This is a genomic window from Citrobacter pasteurii (assembly GCF_019047765.1).
In the GTDB taxonomy this organism is placed as follows: Bacteria; Pseudomonadota; Gammaproteobacteria; order Enterobacterales; family Enterobacteriaceae; genus Citrobacter; species Citrobacter pasteurii.
Window position 1 is genome coordinate 2,345,752 of the sequence record NZ_CP077262.1, and the last position, 18,673, is coordinate 2,364,424.

The 18,673-nt window shown below is 46.4% G+C and carries 18 protein-coding genes; 9 read left to right on the forward strand and 9 right to left on the reverse strand.

The genetic code is table 11. The features are described from left to right. Positions 1–86: 86 nt before the first annotated feature. Positions 87–2,720, reverse strand: coding sequence for a PqiB family protein (locus I6L54_RS11435; protein ID WP_005120749.1), 2,634 nt, complete (start codon positions 2,718–2,720; stop codon positions 87–89). Further along, a complete protein-coding gene (gene yebS, locus I6L54_RS11440; protein WP_040232382.1) occupies positions 2,689–3,972 on the reverse strand; it encodes a membrane integrity lipid transport subunit YebS in 1,284 nt (427 codons plus the stop codon). The genes I6L54_RS11435 and yebS overlap by 32 nt, the downstream gene beginning before the upstream one ends. 128 nt (positions 3,973–4,100) lie before the next feature. Here yebS and I6L54_RS11445 point away from each other — a divergent pair, with 128 nt between their 5' ends. The 4 genes from I6L54_RS11445 (at position 4,101) to htpX (ending at position 8,523) form a co-directional block, all read left to right on the forward strand. Beyond that, positions 4,101–4,598: a free L-methionine (R)-S-oxide reductase MsrC gene (locus I6L54_RS11445; protein ID WP_040232380.1), complete on the forward strand. Its 498-nt coding sequence runs from the start codon at positions 4,101–4,103 to the stop codon at positions 4,596–4,598. Between the two features lie 96 nt (positions 4,599–4,694). Continuing rightward, positions 4,695–5,381, forward strand: a complete 687-nt coding sequence (gene proQ, locus I6L54_RS11450; RefSeq protein WP_005120752.1) for an RNA chaperone ProQ — start codon at positions 4,695–4,697, stop codon at positions 5,379–5,381. A 19-nt stretch (positions 5,382–5,400) separates the two neighbouring features. Next, a complete protein-coding gene (prc, locus tag I6L54_RS11455) occupies positions 5,401–7,449 on the forward strand; it encodes a carboxy terminal-processing peptidase (RefSeq protein ID WP_040232379.1) in 2,049 nt (682 codons plus the stop codon). A 192-nt stretch (positions 7,450–7,641) separates the two neighbouring features. Further along, a complete protein-coding gene (gene htpX, locus I6L54_RS11460) occupies positions 7,642–8,523 on the forward strand; it encodes a protease HtpX (RefSeq protein ID WP_040232377.1) in 882 nt (293 codons plus the stop codon). 105 nt (positions 8,524–8,628) lie between these two features. On the opposite strand, the gene I6L54_RS11465 is transcribed toward htpX, so the two are convergent. Continuing rightward, on the reverse strand, positions 8,629–9,669 hold the full coding sequence (locus I6L54_RS11465; RefSeq protein ID WP_040232376.1) for a hypothetical protein: 1,041 nt from the start codon (positions 9,667–9,669) through the stop codon (positions 8,629–8,631). Positions 9,670–9,878: 209 nt separating this feature from the next. Between I6L54_RS11465 and I6L54_RS11470 the strand changes: the two genes are divergently transcribed. From I6L54_RS11470 to I6L54_RS11480, 3 genes are read left to right on the forward strand one after another with little or no spacing between them, the layout of a single operon-like run. Then, positions 9,879–10,412, forward strand: coding sequence for a SycD/LcrH family type III secretion system chaperone (locus tag I6L54_RS11470; RefSeq protein WP_005120757.1), 534 nt, complete (start codon positions 9,879–9,881; stop codon positions 10,410–10,412). Continuing rightward, positions 10,393–12,171 carry a type III secretion system translocon subunit SseC family protein gene (gene sctE, locus I6L54_RS11475; RefSeq protein ID WP_040232375.1) on the forward strand — a complete coding sequence of 593 codons (1,779 nt, stop codon included), beginning with the start codon at positions 10,393–10,395 and terminating at the stop codon, positions 12,169–12,171. Before I6L54_RS11470 ends, sctE begins: the two co-directional genes overlap by 20 nt. A gap of 26 nt (positions 12,172–12,197) precedes the next feature. Then, entirely contained in the window at positions 12,198–13,046 is an 849-nt protein-coding gene (locus I6L54_RS11480; protein WP_040232374.1) for an IpaC/SipC family type III secretion system effector, read from the forward strand. A gap of 76 nt (positions 13,047–13,122) precedes the next feature. On the opposite strand, the gene I6L54_RS11485 is transcribed toward I6L54_RS11480, so the two are convergent. The 6 genes from I6L54_RS11485 to I6L54_RS11510 form a co-directional block, all read right to left on the reverse strand. After that, complete coding sequence (locus tag I6L54_RS11485; RefSeq protein WP_040232372.1) at positions 13,123–13,782, reverse strand: type III secretion protein HrpE; 660 nt, start codon at positions 13,780–13,782, stop codon at positions 13,123–13,125. Continuing rightward, positions 13,775–14,311, reverse strand: coding sequence for a hypothetical protein (locus I6L54_RS11490; protein ID WP_040232371.1), 537 nt, complete (start codon positions 14,309–14,311; stop codon positions 13,775–13,777). Before I6L54_RS11490 ends, I6L54_RS11485 begins: the two co-directional genes overlap by 8 nt. A gap of 59 nt (positions 14,312–14,370) precedes the next feature. Next, positions 14,371–15,102 carry a type III secretion system inner membrane ring lipoprotein SctJ gene (gene sctJ, locus I6L54_RS11495; protein ID WP_005120761.1) on the reverse strand — a complete coding sequence of 244 codons (732 nt, stop codon included), beginning with the start codon at positions 15,100–15,102 and terminating at the stop codon, positions 14,371–14,373. Further along, positions 15,099–15,410 carry a type III secretion system inner rod subunit SctI gene (gene sctI, locus I6L54_RS11500; RefSeq protein WP_223236825.1) on the reverse strand — a complete coding sequence of 104 codons (312 nt, stop codon included), beginning with the start codon at positions 15,408–15,410 and terminating at the stop codon, positions 15,099–15,101. Before sctI ends, sctJ begins: the two co-directional genes overlap by 4 nt. 77 nt (positions 15,411–15,487) lie before the next feature. Next, positions 15,488–15,775 (reverse strand): type III secretion system needle filament subunit SctF, encoded by a 288-nt coding sequence (sctF, locus tag I6L54_RS11505; protein ID WP_005120763.1) that lies wholly within the window; start codon positions 15,773–15,775, stop codon positions 15,488–15,490. Between the two features lie 26 nt (positions 15,776–15,801). Further along, positions 15,802–17,076 (reverse strand): PrgH/EprH family type III secretion apparatus protein, encoded by a 1,275-nt coding sequence (locus tag I6L54_RS11510; RefSeq protein ID WP_082031743.1) that lies wholly within the window; start codon positions 17,074–17,076, stop codon positions 15,802–15,804. A gap of 251 nt (positions 17,077–17,327) precedes the next feature. On the opposite strand from I6L54_RS11510, the gene I6L54_RS11515 reads away from it, so the two are divergent. Further along, positions 17,328–17,699 carry a hypothetical protein gene (locus I6L54_RS11515; RefSeq protein WP_005120765.1) on the forward strand — a complete coding sequence of 124 codons (372 nt, stop codon included), beginning with the start codon at positions 17,328–17,330 and terminating at the stop codon, positions 17,697–17,699. A gap of 15 nt (positions 17,700–17,714) precedes the next feature. Further along, the gene (locus I6L54_RS11520) at positions 17,715–18,497 is read left to right on the forward strand and encodes a helix-turn-helix domain-containing protein (protein WP_052463769.1); all 783 of its coding nucleotides are present in this window, start codon (positions 17,715–17,717) and stop codon (positions 18,495–18,497) included. Positions 18,498–18,673: the final 176 nt, after the last annotated feature.

Genomic DNA, 18,673 nt, shown 5'->3' on the forward strand with positions numbered 1-18,673 from the left:
ATTCGAGTTGCAGGACAACTATGCGCCTACTTGAAGTATGACGAGGCTAACCGCTCCGGCGCGAGTACGCCGGAGCAGGGGAAAGATTAGCGTGGCAGGGCGGTTCCCCATTGACGCCATTCTTTCGGTTCGCTTTCGAGCAGCAGGAAATGTTTACCTGCCTGCGCTTTCGGCGCCAGTGGCGTACCTGGTGGGGTGGCAAACGCGATACCACCGCGAATGAACTGATTGAAGGTACCGGTCTTCACGACGCCGCCGGTGAGGCCGAAATCGAGGTTGTAGCCAGATGCCAGCCAGAACACAGAGTTATTGCGCACCAGGTGCTGGTAGCGCTGACTGATGCGCATGGCCACCATCACACGATCGGACAGTGAACCCAGCGTCAGCCCGGTGACGGTCCCTACTTCAATACCTCTGAACAGTACCGGCGTACCGATATTTAGCGAACCGGCTTCCGGCGCTTCCACCACAATACTCAGACCATCGAGGTAACGAGAGTCGGTAATAGTGGCTTCCTGCAGCTCAAAATCGCGGCGCGGGTTGCCGCGTCCTGGTTCAACGTTGATATACGGCTGCAGGATGGTATCCAGATGCTCCACGCCCGCCGCCGAAATTTGCGGCGTGATCACGGAGAAGCGCGTACCGCTTCGGGCAAAGGTCTGCACATATTCCGGATACAGAACCGCTTTTGCCTGAACTTCGTTACGAGCGGTGATGAGCTCAAGCGTCTGGATCTGACCAATATCGATCCCCAGATAGCGAATCGGCATGCCAGCAGCGAGTTTACCGGCATCGAACGCGTGCAGGGTTATCTGACCCCCCACCGCACGCGCGGCGGTTTCGGAAGCATACAAAATACGCTTGTCACCTTTACGCTGGCTGGCGCTGGCACCGCTCAGGTTATCGAAGCTAATCGCCCCTTTGAGCGCCCGCGACAGGGGAGAGGCCTGTACGGTTAAACCGCTGCCGTTAAGCTGAACTTTTGCGCCACCTTCAGCCCAGAACACGCTGTTGCTGGTTAACAGATTGCGGTATTCCGGTTTGATATGCAGATCGATATCAAACGCATCGGCGCGTGGACGAACGCTAATCACTTCACCGACCTCGAATTTGCGGTAGAGTACCACCGAACCGGCTTGCACATCCGGCAGCGTTTCAGCGCTCAGGCTAACCGTGGTGGTTGGCAGATCGCTCAGGCTGTTTTCAATCGCTTTTTCGAGGTTGGCATACAGCGGATAGCTTTTTTGCATTTCACCTTTAGTACCGGGCAAAATGCGAATGCCGCCGCTGAGCCACTCACTGGCGCTGGCGCCGAGGAATTCCACGCCATCCAGCCCGACTTTGACATCCACCCGGCTGTTGACCACGAATTTACTGTCGCCTTGCACCAACGAGCGATGCTGCGGTTCGATGGCAACGGTGAATGAGACACCTTTGCTTGAGAGCGTACGCTCAATCACCTGACCGACCTGAACGCCGTGGAGAATCAGCGGCTGGCCAGCATCAATACCGTAACTCTCCGGTGCGGTCAGCGTAAATGTCATGACGCCAGGATCGTGTAACAACGACTTCTCTGCGGGAATAACAACAAACTGGCTACGCGGCTCGCCTTCGCCGGGGACCAGTTCAAACGTTTTACCCGTCAGCAGTGAGCTGAGATTGGCATCGTTTAACGATAATTTGGGACTGTGTAATTCAATCCGCGTGCTGTCGCGCAGCAGCGTAACGACGCTGGGGTCGACCGTCATTTCGCCGGTGACTTTACCGCCTGGATTTAAATCCAGTTTGGTGAGTTGGCCGACTTGTAGTCCTTGATACATCAGCGACGTTGAGCCAGCTTTGAGCCCGTCCCCGTTGGGTAAGTCAAGCTTGACGATCACCCCGCGTTGGCTGTGGGCGAGATCCTGGTATAACCCAAACGTGTCGTCGGCTGCGGCGGGTTTTGAGTCTTCAGGCGAATCAAAAGCAATGGCGCCATTGACCAGCGCGGCCAGACTCTCTAGCTTGATCTTCGCGCCGCTGAGACTGACATCCGCATTCACACCGGACACGTTCCAAAAGCGGCTGCCTTTTTTCACCAGATTGGTAAATCGACGTTCAATCAGCACGTCGATAGTTACGCCCTGATTGTTGGGGTTGATAGTGTAATCATACACCCGGCCCACCGGAATCTTACGGAAATAAACCAACGAACCGCTATTGAGCGAACCGAGGTCAGGCGCCCGCAGATGCAACATCAAATCGCCATTATCCAGACGATATTTGGGCTGCGTGTCGAGGGCGACGAAATGATCTTCCGGCTCGCCGGTGCCCGGCATCATGCCGATATAGTTCCCGCCAACCAGCGCATCGAGGCCAGAAACGCCCGCCAGTGATGCCTTCGGCGTGACCAGCCAGAATTGTGTGTCCTTGCGCAGGGCATCTTTCATGGTGGACTTGATGCTGACGCGGACTTCAATTTTGCGCAGATCTTTACTCAGGCTGATATCCTGCACCGTGCCCACTTCGACACCCTGATAGCGCACGGGAGTCCGGCCAGGGACAATGCCGTCCGCGGACATAAAGTCGATGGTCACGGTATTGCCACGATCTTCATAGCTGCCCCAGATGAGCCATCCTGCAATCATCAGCGCGATGAACGGCAGCAGCCAGAACGGAGAGATACGGCGTTTTGTTTTAATCTGCGCTTCAGTCTGCGAAGCGGGCGTTTCCTGACTCATGTGCATCCCAAAGTAAGCGGCTGTCCAGCCATTCCACTGCAAGAATAGTCAATATTACCGCTGCACCGAAATAAAACGCAGCCGGTCCCATAGTAAAAGCAAGTATCTGATCGCGATTAATCAGCGACATGGTTAACGCGATAACAAAGAGATCCAGCATCGACCAGCGACCAATCCAGGTCACCATACGCAGCAGTTTTATGCGGGTACGCAATCCTTGCTCGCAGTTAAAATGGATGCTGATGAGCAACGTAAACATCACAATCACTTTGGTGAATGGCACCAGAATACTGGCGATAAAAACGATCGCCGCCACGCCGACGTTGCTGTTTGCCAAAGACATTATACCTGACAGGATAGTGTCTTCCTGCCGACCACCGTTGACATAAATTACCGAGATAGGCAGCAGATTAGCAGGCAAAAGCAGGACAATCGAGGCCAGTAGCGCCGCCCAACACTTTTGGATACTTTGATTCCTGCGCCAGCGTAACGGGATATGGCAACGCGGGCAGCGCCCCCGAGCATCCGGATAACCTGTAAAGTGACAACCGAGGCAGACACGGAGCTTTTCATCAGGGCGACGGGCCGGTCTTTGCGGGTAAAAACGGTCCCAAAGCTGCTCTACGTTGAGGTGCGACAGCGTCAAAATACTGAGGATCACCAGCGCAATAAAAGCAAACAGCCCCACACCTGGTTGCAAAAAAGCATAGTCCTGAACTTTGATTGACGCGACGCCAATGCCCACAAGATAGATATCGAGCATCACCCACTCTTTGAGCCTTTCCAGCATCAGCAGCACCGGGCGCAGGTTCATCCCGAGAATATTGCCAAACCACAGATACGCGATTGAGGTAACGAGAATTAGCGGTGCTCCAGCAACGCAAAACAGCACGAAAGATGCGGTGAGTGGGTCACCTTGTCGGGTCATTTGCCAGATGCCCTGCAGCACATTGGCGTCAATGCGTACACCTAATAAATAGATGTGCAGCAGCGGCTCTCCCCAGGCAAAGGGCATCAGCAGCAGCATGGTGAAAGCCATTGCCGCCAGCCGCGTTAGTGACCAGTCGCGTCCGTCACGAATTTTTGCCTGACAGCGTGGGCAAAATGCACTTTGGTGCGAACGCATTTTAGGCAAACTAAAGATCAGGTCACATTCAGGGCAGCGATGATAATTCGCACGAGGAAGTGCATCACCAATGGACCTGATGGCTATTTTTCTAGTCGGCGTGATGCGTGGATGAGTAAGGGCCATGTATCGCGAATCAAAGTGTTGAAGTAATGTTATCTTAACCCATGATGGGAATGATCTTGAGCATTTACGCATTTAATGTTTATTTTAGTAGGCTGCAGATTTAAGTAAGACAACTAAGTGATTACATAATGAACAAAATAGAGCTATACGCGGATCTGAACCGTGATTTTCAGGCATTAATGGCAGGTGAAACCAGTTTTCTGGCAACGTTGGCGAATACCAGCGCGTTATTGTACGAACGTCTTGCAGAAGTGAACTGGGCGGGGTTTTACCTGCTTGAGAACACTATGCTGGTGCTCGGTCCCTTCCAGGGGAAAATCGCCTGCGTACGCATCCCGGTAGGGCGTGGCGTGTGTGGTACCGCCGTGGCGCAGAACCAGGTTCAGCGCATTGAGGACGTACATGCCTTTGACGGGCACATCGCCTGCGATGCCGCCAGCAATGCGGAAATCGTCCTGCCAATCACCGTCGACAATCAGATAATCGGCGTGCTGGATATTGATAGCACAGCGTTTGGTCGCTTTACTGAAGAAGATGAACAGGGTCTGCGGACGCTTGTGGCACAGCTTGAAACCGTGCTTGCAACGACGGATTACAAAAAATTCTTTGCGACCGTCGCAGGATAATCAACGGATAACGTAGCAATTACTGATGACGTCATTATAATGACGCCTGTTCATGCCTGCGCTTGTTGGCTACGTCCGTTGTAATCAGGAAATTTCATGGAAAATCAACCTAAGTTGAATAGCAGTAAAGAAGTCATCGCGTTTCTGGCCGAACGCTTCCCGCAGTGTTTTAGTGCGGAAGGCGAAGCGCGCCCGCTGAAAATTGGCATTTTTCAGGATCTGGTAGAGCGTGTTGAGGGCGAAATGAACCTCAGTAAAACACAGCTCCGTTCGGCCTTACGTCTCTATACTTCAAGCTGGCGTTATCTGTACGGCGTTAAGCTGGGCGCAACGCGTGTCGACCTCGACGGCAACCCATGTGGTGAGCTGGATGAGCAACACGTTGAACATGCGCGTAAACAGCTTGAAGAAGCTAAAGCCCGCGTTCAGGCGCAACGTGCAGAGCAGCAGGCGAAAAAACGCGAAGCGGCGGCGGCTGCTGGTGAAAAAGAAGACGCACCGCGTCGCGAGCGTAAGCCGCGTCCTGCACCGCGTCGTAAAGAAGGTGCTGAGCGTAAACCTCGCGCTGAAAAACCAGTGGCAAAAGCACCGCGTGCTCCTCGTGAAGAACAGCATACCCCAGTATCTGATATTTCAGTGCTGACGGTAGGGCAGTCTCTGAAGGTGAAAGCAGGTAATAATGCGATGGATGCCACCGTATTAGAAATCACCAAAGATGGCGTCCGTGTACAGCTGAATTCGGGTATGTCTTTGATTGTACGCGCAGAACACCTGGTGTTCTGAAACGGAGGCCAGGCCTGGCATGAACACTTTTTTTAGGCTTACTGCGTTAGCTGGTCTGCTTGCATTTGCAGGCCAGGCACTCGCTGTGGAAGACATCACGCGTGCCGATCAAATCCCCGTTTTAAAGGAAGAAACTCAGCATGCGACGGTGAGTGAACGTGTGACATCACGCTTTACGCGTTCACATTATCGCCAGTTCGATCTGGATCAGGCGTTTTCGGCGAAAATTTTTGACCGCTACCTGAATCTGCTCGACTACAGCCATAACGTGCTGTTGGCGAGCGATATTGAGCAGTTTGCCAAAAAGAAAACCGTCCTCGGTGATGAACTGCGTTCGGGCAAGCTCGATGTCTTTTACGATCTCTATAATCTGGCGCAAAAGCGCCGGTTTGAACGTTACCAGTACGCATTAAGCGTACTGGCACGTCCAATGGATTTCACCGGTAACGACAATTTTAACCTCGACCGGAGTAAAGCTCCGTGGCCGCAGAGCGAAGCAGAGCTTAATACGCTGTGGGACGGCAAAGTTAAATTTGACGAACTCAGCCTGAAACTGACCGGTAAAACCGATGCGGAAATTCGCGAAACGCTGACGCGTCGCTATAAATTTGCCATTCGCCGTCTGGCGCAGACGAACAGTGAAGATGTGTTCTCACTGGCGATGACGGCTTTTGCTCGTGAAATAGACCCGCATACTAACTATCTATCTCCGCGCAACACTGAACAGTTTAATACTGAAATGAGCTTGTCTCTGGAAGGTATTGGCGCAGTTCTGCAAATGGATGATGACTATACCGTCATTAACTCCATGGTGGCGGGCGGCCCGGCAGCTAAAAGCAAAGCGATAAGCGTTGGCGATCGTATTGTTGGCGTCGGTCAGAGCGGAAAAGGCATGGTCGATGTGATTGGCTGGCGTCTTGATGACGTCGTGGCGCTGATCAAAGGACCAAAAGGCAGCAAAGTTCGCCTCGAAATCCTGCCTGCCGGTAAGGGCACCAAGACGCGCATTGTCACGTTAACGCGTGAACGCATTCGTCTCGAAGACCGCGCTGTTAAAATGTCCGTGAAAACCGTTGGCAAAGAAAAAGTCGGCGTACTGGATATTCCTGGTTTCTATGTTGGCCTGACGGATGACGTCAAAGTACAGCTGCAGAAACTGGAAAAACAGAATGTCAGCAGCGTGATTATCGACCTGCGTACCAACGGTGGTGGCGCACTGACCGAAGCGGTCTCGCTTTCCGGTCTGTTCATTCCTTCCGGCCCGGTGGTTCAGGTTCGTGACAATAACGGCAAAGTGCGTGAAGACAGCGATACCGACGGCGTTGTGTACTACAAAGGCCCGCTGGTAGTGTTAGTCGATCGCTTCAGTGCTTCGGCATCAGAGATATTTGCCGCGGCAATGCAGGATTATGGCCGTGCGCTGATCGTTGGTGAACCAACCTTCGGCAAAGGCACTGTACAACAGTATCGCTCCCTGAACCGTATTTACGATCAGATGCTGCGTCCGGAATGGCCGGCGCTGGGTTCTGTGCAGTATACGATCCAGAAATTCTACCGTGTAAACGGTGGCAGTACGCAGCGTAAGGGCGTTACGCCGGACATCATCATGCCGACAGGTAATGAAGAAACCGAAACCGGTGAAAAGTTCGAAGATAACGCGCTGCCGTGGGACAGCATTGATGCGGCAACCTACACCAAGTCCGATAACCTGACGCCGTTTGGGCCGGAATTGCTGAAAGAGCACAATGCGCGTATCGCCAACGATCCTGAATTCCAGTACATCATGAAAGACATTGCGCGTTTCAACGCAATGAAGGATAAGCGCAACATCGCCTCTTTGAATTACGCCCAGCGTGAGAAAGAGAATAACGAAGATGACGCAATGCGTCTGGCGCGTATCAACGATCGGTTTAAGCGAGAAGGTAAACCGCCGCTGAAGAAACTGGACGATCTGCCGAAGGATTACCAGGAGCCCGATCCGTATCTGGATGAAACGGTGAAAATCGCGCTCGACCTGGCGCATCTTGAAAAAGAAAAGCCAGCGGAACAGCCCGCGACCAGTCAATAACGTCAAACAGGCACAAGAGATTGTGCCTGTTTTTTTAACAAACGCATGAAGACGTCAGTCTGATACGATAAAATGTAAAGTTGTGTCTTTCTGGTGACTTAGCACCTATGCATGCTTGAAAATAGCCGTAAGACCCATACGATATGGGTAATCGCATAGTGCGTTTTGTTAAATTGAGGTTAAAAGAAAATTATGATGCGAATCGCGCTCTTCCTGCTGACGAACCTGGCTGTGATGGTCGTTTTCGGGCTGGTATTGAGCCTGACAGGGATTCAGTCAAGCAGCGTTCAAGGCTTGTTGATTATGGCACTGCTGTTTGGTTTTGGTGGTTCCTTCATTTCGCTGCTGATGTCCAAATGGATGGCGTTAAAGTCCGTTGGCGGAGAAGTGATTGAACAGCCCCGTAATGAAAGAGAACGCTGGCTGATGAATACTGTGGCGACACAGGCTCGTCAGGCCGGGATCGCTATGCCGCAGGTGGCTATTTACCATGCGCCAGATATTAACGCATTTGCGACCGGTGCGCGCCGGGATGCGTCGCTGGTGGCCGTCAGCACCGGTTTGTTGCAAAATATGAGTCCGGATGAAGCGGAAGCCGTTATCGCGCATGAAATCAGCCACATTGCTAATGGTGATATGGTTACCATGACGCTGATTCAGGGTGTGGTGAACACCTTTGTTATCTTTATCTCGCGTATTCTGGCGCAAATCGCCGCCGGTTTTATGGGCGGAAACCGCGAAGAAGGCGAGGGTAGCAATGGTAACCCATTAATCTACTTTGCCGTCGCAACGGTGCTGGAGCTGGTGTTCGGTATTCTGGCCAGTATTATTACCATGTGGTTTTCACGTCATCGTGAATTCCATGCGGATGCGGGTTCAGCAAAACTGGTTGGCCGTGAGAAGATGATTGCCGCATTGCAGCGACTGAAAACCAGCTACGAGCCGCAGGAAGCAACCAGCATGATGGCCTTCTGCATCAACGGTAAGTCCAGGTCGTTGAGCGAGCTGTTTATGACGCACCCACCGCTGGATAAGCGTATCGAAGCGCTGCGCAGCGGAGAATATCTGAAGTAAGTTGCCTGGGTTGATAAAAGGGCCACATCGTGGCCCTTCGTTTGTTATTTGTTAGACCTAAACTACCGCTGGTGGAGAGCAGTATGGTTATTTTCGAAGAAAATGCTATGCAGGTGGATTAATTTCAGGGACGGTGGTCTTAATGTATGCAATAAATTTTTCAGATACAACATGAGTAGCCTCACGAACTGAAATTGAATTACCCTCAGTTTTACAGGACTTCAAAAAATCATCTTTAAGTATTATAGCCTGCCCGAAAAAAGTAGAAGAAACATCACTATCAAACGATTTAACATTTTTTGGGGCTGGGTCTGGGTCTAGGTGTGTAGCGAAAGCCTGATATAAGGATAATGTCAGTTCGCGGTCATTTTCGTCTAACTCCTGAAGTTGTTGATTCATATAGTCATTAAAAGCAGCCTGCTCAAGCTTAGTGATGTTAACGTCACTGATATGCACTGTGTGAGGAGACGACAGAAACGCTTTGATAATTTGGGCTGCTGCATCACCTTTCTTACTAATTGCCCCACTGTCCGGTGTACCATATCCGGGATTCACTATTTCAGCGAACGAGGTCTTGAGAGCATCAAGACTAAGCGTTGTACTCTGTCTGACCGGTGATTTCTCCAATTTAGTATATTTATCAAGCATTGCATTAAAAATAGGATCTATTGTATTAGCATTAAGCATTTTTATACAGGCCTCTTGCCTGTTAGCGCTTGCTTTAAAAGTTTGGATCGAAGATCCAAAATTGGATTTAAAATTTTCCCTTTTTTCTTGCAGATCAGTAAAGGCTTTTAAATTTTTTCCGCTAAGGGAACTAATTTTGTATTGATCTTCAAAAGTATTTACAGCGTTACGCATATTTAAAGCTGTATCTCCCAAAAATTTTGTGCGATCTGCATTTAGAGTCCAGATACCTTTATTATCTTCAAAACAGAGCGGCATAGAAAATCCGGTATCACGAGCATGCGCCAAATCTGCTGTTATTTTTTGAATGGTTTTGTCAATGCTAATATTTTTAGGGACATTAGCGATAGCCGAAAAACATGCGGAAAATAAATTATGGTTCTTAACTTCTCTTTGCCTGTGGAAATCACTCCTATAATGGCTAACACTGTGTGAGAATGCTTTAATTGTGTTTGACATATCCGTCTCCATGTGCGTTTTTTAAACATCAAGTATCGCACGTATGATGTCATCACGGTTGGTGGATTTCTTTCAAAAAATGCTTCGATTTCTTTATTTAGCAATCTGAAAACATACCTTCTAAATATTTATTTATTTATTTCAATGATAAATGCGGTAATAATTATAAGATTACAATCATCTATTATTTGTATGGAACTGGATTTATTATGGAAAATGGAAATGATGTGTTGATGGAGGATCTTCTCAGCAAGATCGCTGAAGAAAATCGCGAACAGTTTATTGAAGATTTATTTGAATCGGGCGCTACCCGCAAACAGCTGTATGGCATTCCAGATAGCCTGATGAACGGTTTCTACGCCTGTGCATACGAGTATTACCAAAAAGGAGAAATTGAAAAAGCGGAGCACTTTTTTAAATTTTTAATGATGTATGACTTCTATAATCCTGATTACGCATTTGGCCTGGCCGCCGTTTATCAACTAAAGCAGGACTACAAGCATGCGCTGGATATCTATGCAATTGCCTATGCGCTTGATGATGACAATCTGCGCGCCATTTTTGAGGCAGGGCAGTGCTATATGCACTTGCATAACTATTCGAAAGCACGCGACTCATTTGAAGAGGTCGTGGCTCACGAAAAGGATCCTGAGCTGGTCAAACGTGCCGAACTGTATCTTAAAGCGCTAACAAAGATTAACGACAGTGATGAGGATCATAACCATGTACGGAATAACAAATAAGCCTGTCACGCTGGTTACCCAGCAGGTAACCAGTGAAGGTGATGTTGAAAGAGCAACTACTGAGAAAAAGGACATTAGTTCTACAAGCAGCAGCGACGGAAATGCGGCGCAGAAAATAGTCCAGGAAAAATTGGTTACGCGCGCAGAGAAATTGGCTATGACCAGCGAATCATGGAAACCAACGTTGCGTTCCCCTGAAAGTGTGACGCTGCGATCATCCCTGCAAGCTGAATCGCAGTCAGGTGAGACGAATAGTGCGATGTCGGGAGGTAACACGCAATCATCAACCTATTCTCTGGCAGAGGTTCTGGCCACATTAGCGGTTAAACTGGGTGATTCTACTGTGGTTGGGCAAATGTTTCGTGCCACAGCGACACAGTTGATGGGAAGCGCCGCATCCGCAGCACTCATTCAGAAGTCGCAAGGTGTTGAAAATGCACAGCAGGAGTTGACGCAGGCAAATTCAGCTTATAGCGAGGCCATAAAGGCCGAAAACGAGGCTAACGATAATTTACTACAGGTTGAAACATCGCTAAACAACGCTAAGCTGTCGCTGGACGATGCCCAGGATGCTCTTACTTCAGCGCAAATAGCATATAACGATGCGCTGAACGCGATTTACAGCACTGATGAAGAAAAAACGCTAGCGATTAATACGGCAGCAGATAGGGTGACGAGTGCACAGCAGGCAGTGGATGTGGCCGCTGATGAATGCCAACAGGCGATTGATGCCAGAAGCAAGGCGCAAACGGCAGCAACCGATGCCACTAAGAATGCCCAGCAAAAACAGCAAGCGGTGATTACGGCAACTCAGATGCTGAAAGTAGCGCAGGACGCATTGGAAAGTGCGACAGTTAGCCCCCAGGTCGTAAATAACGATAATACAGGTAGCATTAATCGAGTCGACCTTATGATGGCACAGTTAGTGACTATTTTAGGTAAATGTAACGAAGAAACCTTAAAGACGAATATGGAGCTGGCCAAAAGTCAGCAGTCAGCCAAACAGGCTGAACTGGCAAAGGAAACTGAAAAATCAGATAAAATCGCGGAAAAACAAAAAAGGATGCATAAGATTTTTGGCGCTCTCGGCAAAGTACTTATGGCTGTGACGATGATTGCTGGTGCCATTTCTGCACTATTTACCGGTGGCGTTATGGCAATTTTGTTTGTTGCCAGCACGGCTCTCATGATAACGGATCAAATCACGAAAGCTGCAACGGGCGAGTCCTTTATGGGGAAAGCGATGAATGCCGTTGTGAGCGGACTTGCTAAAATGTTTGAAGCTATGGGGGCGGATGAGCTTGTTGCCTCTATTCTTGCATCAATAACAATGTTGTTAGCAACAATTGCCGCTACGGTAGTGCTGGGGAAGGGCGCAAAATTCTTGAATAATAAATTCGCAAGCAAAATAGCAAACTCGATCTTGCGAGTCCTTTCAAATCATGGAACATCAGGTGCCGGACGCATTATGAAAATGGGGTCTGAAATTACATTCAGAGTTTCGCTAACTGCCAGCGGAATTAATAATGGCGCTTATTCAATCACCAGCGGTGTTTATGAACAACAACGTGATAATATTTCAGCGAAGCTGATCGAAATTATGAAAGATAATGATTTTGTAAAGAGATTTATGGATATGATCGTGGAAAACTACAGTAACACGATGAAAACCATGAACGCGATTATTAAAAATGAAACAGAAGCATCGGGTATGTCAATGCAGGTGGGTAAGCAAATTCTGGCACATACCCGTGCGTAATTGTAATAAAAATGGAGATAAATAACATGGTTGGATCGATTAATTCAGTGGTAACGGGCAATGTATACCTTAATACAAGTGAGAATGCAGATGTTGCCCAGACGGATAGTAGACGGAACATTAAAGATACTCAGGCCTACCAGACGTTAGTGAAATTGGTTGGCGATGGCTACAAAGGTGTGGACGAGACTAAAGAAGACAAAGCCGCAGTGCGCAAAGAGGCTCAGCAACTTCTTAGCCAGTTGCATAGTGGTTTAGGCAGCAACGATACCAGCACAGGTAATGTGATAACCGTGTCAATGCCAAAAGCCAGTGCACTGCTGACCCTCCTGGTTGCCATGATTGAGTCAGAAAATGAATCTTCAATTGCGGGTTATAAAATGTCCGGCGAACTCGGTGTCATTAGCCAGGATTTTTCAAATGCTGCGGCAGATGAATTACGCGAACAGGGGGAGTTGGCTTTGTCATCGGGTATCGTAAGTGGTTCGACTCAGATAGCTGGAGCGGCAGCGGGGATTGGTTATGGCGCTAAGAGCGCAAAAAATAGCGTCAAGGCAGGCTTGAATGAAGCTGATGCTTCAAAATTCAATGGCGCCGCTGCAAAATATTCAGCTAAAGCGTCGGGAGCTACCACAATAGGTCGAGCTCTTTCTGAAGGAGAGCAGGGCGGGTTTGGTATGGGGACGAAAAATTCTGAAGCAGAGCAGACGTCCCTGCAGGCAAGTGGCAAAATGATGGATCAAACCATGGAGATGAGTAGAGAAACGGCACAAAAAGCGGCGCAAGTGATGAGTAGCCTTCTTTCTCTGATGGCTGATATACGACACTCGTCAGCCGATCTGGTTTCTACAGTCAGTAGCAATCTGAAAGCCTGATGGCTAACTAATATATAAAAAGGCCCGATATGTTTCGGGCCTTTAGACGCAATCAAAAATAAAAGATCTAACTCGATTATTCCGAAACAGATTCTACTGCCTGCTGACGATATTCTTCAAGGCGTTCAGAAATATTCAGCGTAGCAAAAGACGCGGCAATAGCTAATTTAGCTAGCTGGGATGGTTGGCGCTGAAAATCGCAGCACCATATTTCCTGTCCATATTCTACCCGTAACTCTTCAGCTTGACATGTTCGAAGTTCAACATTAATTCCGGACTGCTTAAAATTATCACTGATGGATTTGGCTGAGCGAATGGCATAAGCAGGGAATGAAACGATAGCTTTAGTGCCTGTAATAGCATCACGTGATAGATAATGAGCTAGCAGTGCAAGTATATTTTCTATACCGGCCTCACTGGCAAATAATTGCTGTAACTGTTTCTCCAGTTGCTGTTGCGAATGTTGCAACAACTGTGATGTTGCAGATTCAATATTGCTGACGTAATCGACTACAGTTTGTGATGCTTTCTGTATTCCCTGGCTATAACCTTCCATCCAGGCAAGTGAACGCAATTCATCAGCCTCGTTTCTTGCATCACGCAGAATATGCTGAGCATGCTTCCTGGCAAGCAGCTCAAGTCTGGATGCACTGGTCGCTGAATTCAGCCATTTCGCTTTGATAAGCGGGGTATCAGGCAAAGGATACTGCTTCGGAAGTGAGATTTGTCTAAGCATATTCTAAGGCCTGCAAAAAAAGAAGATATTCTTCAGGATAGATTTGGTCATCTCTGATATCAGGCTCTTGACATTCATCAGTGAAAAATAAGGCCAGTAGAGGGACAAGAGGAGGGGGGAATCGATTGTGCATTGCTTTTACCAATAATGTATATGCATACTGTTCAAGCATAGCGAGATCAGGTTGGCGATATTCCTGGTTTATGGGTAAAGATGAAAACCAGGGAATATAAAGGAAAGCGCGCTGTTTGGCCGTTAAAAGCGTGAGGGCGGCGGGAAACCGTACGAACATAGGAGCCAGTTGCCGTGATGCGGCCATCATTGCTGCACTATAGAGTTCTTGCCAGCGAGAAATAAAAAACATATTTTGTTCAGAGAGTTGCAATAGGTCAATATCAATAGTGTTATGTGGTAACAGAAGTCTGTTTACAATAGTACGTGGCACATTGCGCAATTTAGCTAATCTGGTAGTATTCGCCCAGTCAGCCGGCATTAGCACAATTTTGCTAAGCATAATTATCTCACTCATAGCTTATCCAATGATAAGCGACGAAAAGAAATCGTCGCTTATAATAATATTGTGATTGATTACTCTGTCTCTTTCTTAGAAAGAAAACGTTGAGATATACGAGGCCAGAACACACCAAGCAAAATCAGAAACAATAGTAGAACTGAAGATACTATGATAAAGGTGTATCCCCATAGCGGATGTGAAGGTTTGATACTCACTAACTTTAGTGGGGCGGATTGGCGGAACATAACCACAGATATATTTTCATAGTGCATATCCTGCAATCCATTCCTGATAAAACGGCGTATCTTATCTGTATATGCTGTCTCATCAATCGTTCCCTGATAGGTTATCAATACTGATGCCACCATTGAAGATGAGTCATTGTTTTCAGGGCTAATACCTGGATAACTCAAATGCACTCTGGCGCTGGTAATATGCTCCAGTTCTTGCAGTGACTGACCCAGTCTCTGTTCAATAGCTGAGATCAGTCGTGCTTTTTCACCAAGGGGCGTGGACACCATTGCATCCGCAGGAAATTGTTGAGATATCTCAATATCATCAGCGGAGGGAAGATTATAAGCAGTCAGTAATACCGTCGCTGAAGCCAGGCTTTCTGAAGAAACCTGAATGGAATATTTTCCTTTACCACTGTCAACTTTAAACGCATCAATATTATTCGACTCCAGAAGTGTAATGATTTCATTAGCTTGCCGTTCAGATAACTGGTCAGCTAATTTTTCATTACACCCGCAGAGTAGAAATATAAGTAGCAACAGCGCAGTCTTTACATTAAAAGATCTCATCATGTTTTTATTAATGTTTCGATCGCGGAAACACCCTTACGAGCCAGCGTGCTATATAAACTGGTGTCAATAGTATAAGCGCTCAGCTTGTTTTGCCATATTGCAAGTTGCTCCGGGTCGGAAGTGACTGCTGGGTTATTCAATGCGGCGGTAATTCTGTCTTTTTCAACCTGGGTACCTGCTGCCAGTCTGGAGACTTCTTCAGTCAATCGCGTATCCAGATCAACCAAATCACCCGTGACTAAAGAGGGTTGTGATTCTGAAAAAGTTGGTGTCTGTAATGACTGCGGTGATATCTGATTAATAGACATACTCACGTTAGTACTCCCTGTCCGTAGGATAAATCGATAGCGGCAAACGCAGCGGACCTACCTTGCCGCACATCATTTTATTTAAAGTTAGCAATAATGCCCTGGTCAATATCACGGAACGATTTAACAACGTTCGATTGCGCATTTTTGTAAAGAGTATACTCAGATAATGCAGATTGGTATGCCGCCAGATTAGCGGGGTTACTCGGATCATTTTGTAAAACCGCTAATGCATCATCCAGCGATTGTCTAAGGTCTTGTGTACCTTGCTCAAATCCTAAAGACATATTGCTAATATATCCCGAACCAAACGCCAGGTCGGTTACAGTACTTGCATCATGTGATTTATTATTAAATGTGACCATTCAAATTGCCTCATATTCCATTTAATTTAATAGGGATAAAGCCAATGGTAATCAGACATGATGGCATAACTGTCATCACCGTTCCGATAGGTCAACGGCCGTAACCCCGGTTCGTCCAGTTCAAAATCAAACTGAACATATTCACCGCCAAAGTTTTGTCTAAAACTGTCTATCGAATTCTGGATAACAGAATACTGTTCTCTCTCGATAACACCATGAATAATAAAACTTGCTCTTAAAGGTGTAATTTCTGTTGTAAACTGAAATCCTAATTCATTGAGTTTACGTTCAGCTGATGCAATTATTTCTTGATCGGCAAATGAACCAATGATTGTATTTTTTATCCACGGATAATTTTTACCAATCAAAGCGTTAAATGGCTTATTGCACGTATCATTAGTACAACGTTCTGTACTAAATTTTATTACTAAAGTAGAAGAATCAGCGAGTTCAATTTTGTGGAATGGGATCTTCAGTTCGTGGAGCATTGCCGAGAGATCAAGGCGAGCCGATTCAAGAGATACAATATGAATTTTTTCTGTATTAATATTACTTTTATTGAGTTCCTGCCAGCCCCAGCCGACGTCGGTATCGTTCTTCACAATGACATAAATGCTGCCATCGTTAAGTTTAACGATATCAGGTTCAACAGGAGATAATACAGACAATACTGAAGCACTATTATCCACCTTAGCGCAATAGCCGATGAAAGAAGCGGCGGCTACAATAAGGATAACGGTGCTGAGAACAATCAGCCAATAAAGTTGGCGACGAAAATATGATTTATCGGTTGATACTTTAGTAAATGAAGGATCGGTAATGCTTTCATCCTGATGCAGAGCAGAAAACGGCTCTCTGGAATAGTTTACAACGTCCTGATTCCAGGATTCATCCTTTATTTTTAAGGCAATAGTTATCAGGCCAATCTTAACTGGGCTGTTCAGGTTTAAAGCTCGAACTGAAGTCTCTCCGTCATTTTCCGAAGAAAGGAGATCTTCTCCGGCGAGTGATAGTAGCTGGCAATATACAGCCACTGTATCAGTTTCAGCAGAAGTTACGAACGACAACAGAAAGCAGGTACTCTGCTCTGCGGGGGCTGGGACGACAATAGTGTTGACGCTGCTAAAAATAGACTGCTGTTCACTTTGTTCCGCAGTTAATAACTGTTGCTGTGACATGAAGCGGACATGCACGTTTTCGCAGTGAGGTAATGGAATGTCTACTCCATACATCGAGCCAGAAAGCACCTTCATGACATAGTGGGGCAGGCAATCCCCTGCACACTGCGAATTCTCTTCCATAAAAATCCCGTACAAAAACAAGGTTACTACGCTACTAACGCAGTCTAAGGGATAAAGAAAATGAAAAGAATAAACATTTATTTATTCCATAAAAAAAGATGAAAAAAATAAATAAAAATTTATGTAATATTTTTATGAAAGGCATTAGCCTATGACGAAAGCTAGGGCTCCGACTCGTGGTGATAAAAGGATTATTCAGTAGCGAAACGGCAGATGAGTTTGCTCCCAAGGACAAGGAAGGGAACTTAAATATGAAAAATATTATGTATAACGGGAATTTATCATTTGTTGCTGTAATGATTTTATCAACCGTACTGTTCGGCTGCACAGTTAAGAAACCGTTAAAAAGAGACATCGCATTGGTGTCTGATGGACATATTACGCATTCTACGCGTTTATTCAGGCAACAGCTTGTGTACTGTGCAACGCAGTATCTTGCCGAGACCCGACATCCAGATGCCAAAGTTCGATGGAATCTTCAGTCAAAAACCTTAACGATAAATAGCGCTGACAAAAATCTGGAACATTTCTTAAATATCTGTGTAACGGACGCTGTGGCAATGATGGCTGATGTTAACGATAGCGGAAGTATGACAATTTCTGCCAACCAGAGTTTTGAATAAAAACGGATGTAGGCCATGAATGCTAAAAGAATTAAATGGTATCCAGGAAATGAAATTAGTCGCAGACAGTTATCTGAAAATTTTTTGCTATGCGTTTCACTAAGAACTGAAAATCAATTGAATAAATGTCCTAAGAATGTGCGGTGTGAAGACCATATCTGGACGATTGGCGAACAGGGAAGATTTTCACAGTATTTAGTCTATGGCCGCCAGATCAGAGATTATCATCAGCAGTCACGGATTTTAACGGGTACTGTAAATATAGGGTATTTTTCTGAACTGCTTGCATTTCTTGATGCTGCGTATCAGGTTTGTTCTGACGTAAATACGTACAGGAATTCTGATGCTCAAAATAAATATAATGGCAATGTATGCTTAAGATATTCAGAACTGGAACAATTATTTATTATTAGATACATTCGAAGAATTGATGATATTGATTTTATTTCATTATGCGAATTTATACGACAGCAAGAATCTTATATTCTCGCAAACTATCTTATAGAAAATTATATCAATAATGATATTGGCAATGTTACTAACTTGAGTGAACGTTACGGTTTGTCATACTCGAATTTCAGAAAAAAAACACAACTATATTTCGGTGATACATTAAAAACCCGGATGCAGGCATGGCGATTGACAAAAACAATGTTGGATATTGTAGAGACAAAAGAAAGCCTTACTCATATAGCAATGAACAATGGATTTAGCTCACAGTCTCATTTGAACCAGGTTATCTTATCCTCTTTCGGTATGACACCGTCCTCATTGAGGAAGATAAATGAAAAATTATAATATCTGTCATTCTGAACAGTATGAGCTTTTCCTGCTAACCGACGAATATTTTATTGATAAGTATGCAGTTCTCTCAATGTTAGTGATGAAATTGAATCAATTTTTTGCGTGTAAAATTGGTATTAATAACGGCTGGGTTTGTTTGTTTCCACTTGAATGCTCGAATATGGAATTTC

What these genes read in the sequence shown, in the direction of transcription:
- I6L54_RS11470 (WP_005120757.1), top strand. Translation starts at nt 9,879, where the DNA reads ATGGAAAATGGAAATGATGTGTTGATGGAGGATCTTCTCAGCAAGATC.
- sctF (WP_005120763.1), bottom strand. Translation starts at nt 15,775, where the DNA reads ATGGTCACATTTAATAATAAATCACATGATGCAAGTACTGTAACCGAC.
- I6L54_RS11485 (WP_040232372.1), bottom strand. Translation starts at nt 13,782, where the DNA reads ATGCTTAGACAAATCTCACTTCCGAAGCAGTATCCTTTGCCTGATACC.
- I6L54_RS11445 (WP_040232380.1), top strand. Translation starts at nt 4,101, where the DNA reads ATGAACAAAATAGAGCTATACGCGGATCTGAACCGTGATTTTCAGGCA.
- proQ (WP_005120752.1), top strand. Translation starts at nt 4,695, where the DNA reads ATGGAAAATCAACCTAAGTTGAATAGCAGTAAAGAAGTCATCGCGTTT.
- htpX (WP_040232377.1), top strand. Translation starts at nt 7,642, where the DNA reads ATGATGCGAATCGCGCTCTTCCTGCTGACGAACCTGGCTGTGATGGTC.
- sctI (WP_223236825.1), bottom strand. Translation starts at nt 15,410, where the DNA reads ATGTCTATTAATCAGATATCACCGCAGTCATTACAGACACCAACTTTT.
- yebS (WP_040232382.1), bottom strand. Translation starts at nt 3,972, where the DNA reads ATGGCCCTTACTCATCCACGCATCACGCCGACTAGAAAAATAGCCATC.
- I6L54_RS11490 (WP_040232371.1), bottom strand. Translation starts at nt 14,311, where the DNA reads ATGAGTGAGATAATTATGCTTAGCAAAATTGTGCTAATGCCGGCTGAC.
- I6L54_RS11520 (WP_052463769.1), top strand. Translation starts at nt 17,715, where the DNA reads ATGAATGCTAAAAGAATTAAATGGTATCCAGGAAATGAAATTAGTCGC.
- I6L54_RS11465 (WP_040232376.1), bottom strand. Translation starts at nt 9,669, where the DNA reads ATGTCAAACACAATTAAAGCATTCTCACACAGTGTTAGCCATTATAGG.
- sctJ (WP_005120761.1), bottom strand. Translation starts at nt 15,102, where the DNA reads ATGATGAGATCTTTTAATGTAAAGACTGCGCTGTTGCTACTTATATTT.
- prc (WP_040232379.1), top strand. Translation starts at nt 5,401, where the DNA reads ATGAACACTTTTTTTAGGCTTACTGCGTTAGCTGGTCTGCTTGCATTT.
- I6L54_RS11510 (WP_082031743.1), bottom strand. Translation starts at nt 17,076, where the DNA reads ATGGAAGAGAATTCGCAGTGTGCAGGGGATTGCCTGCCCCACTATGTC.
- I6L54_RS11515 (WP_005120765.1), top strand. Translation starts at nt 17,328, where the DNA reads ATGAAAAATATTATGTATAACGGGAATTTATCATTTGTTGCTGTAATG.
- sctE (WP_040232375.1), top strand. Translation starts at nt 10,393, where the DNA reads ATGTACGGAATAACAAATAAGCCTGTCACGCTGGTTACCCAGCAGGTA.
- I6L54_RS11435 (WP_005120749.1), bottom strand. Translation starts at nt 2,720, where the DNA reads ATGAGTCAGGAAACGCCCGCTTCGCAGACTGAAGCGCAGATTAAAACA.
- I6L54_RS11480 (WP_040232374.1), top strand. Translation starts at nt 12,198, where the DNA reads ATGGTTGGATCGATTAATTCAGTGGTAACGGGCAATGTATACCTTAAT.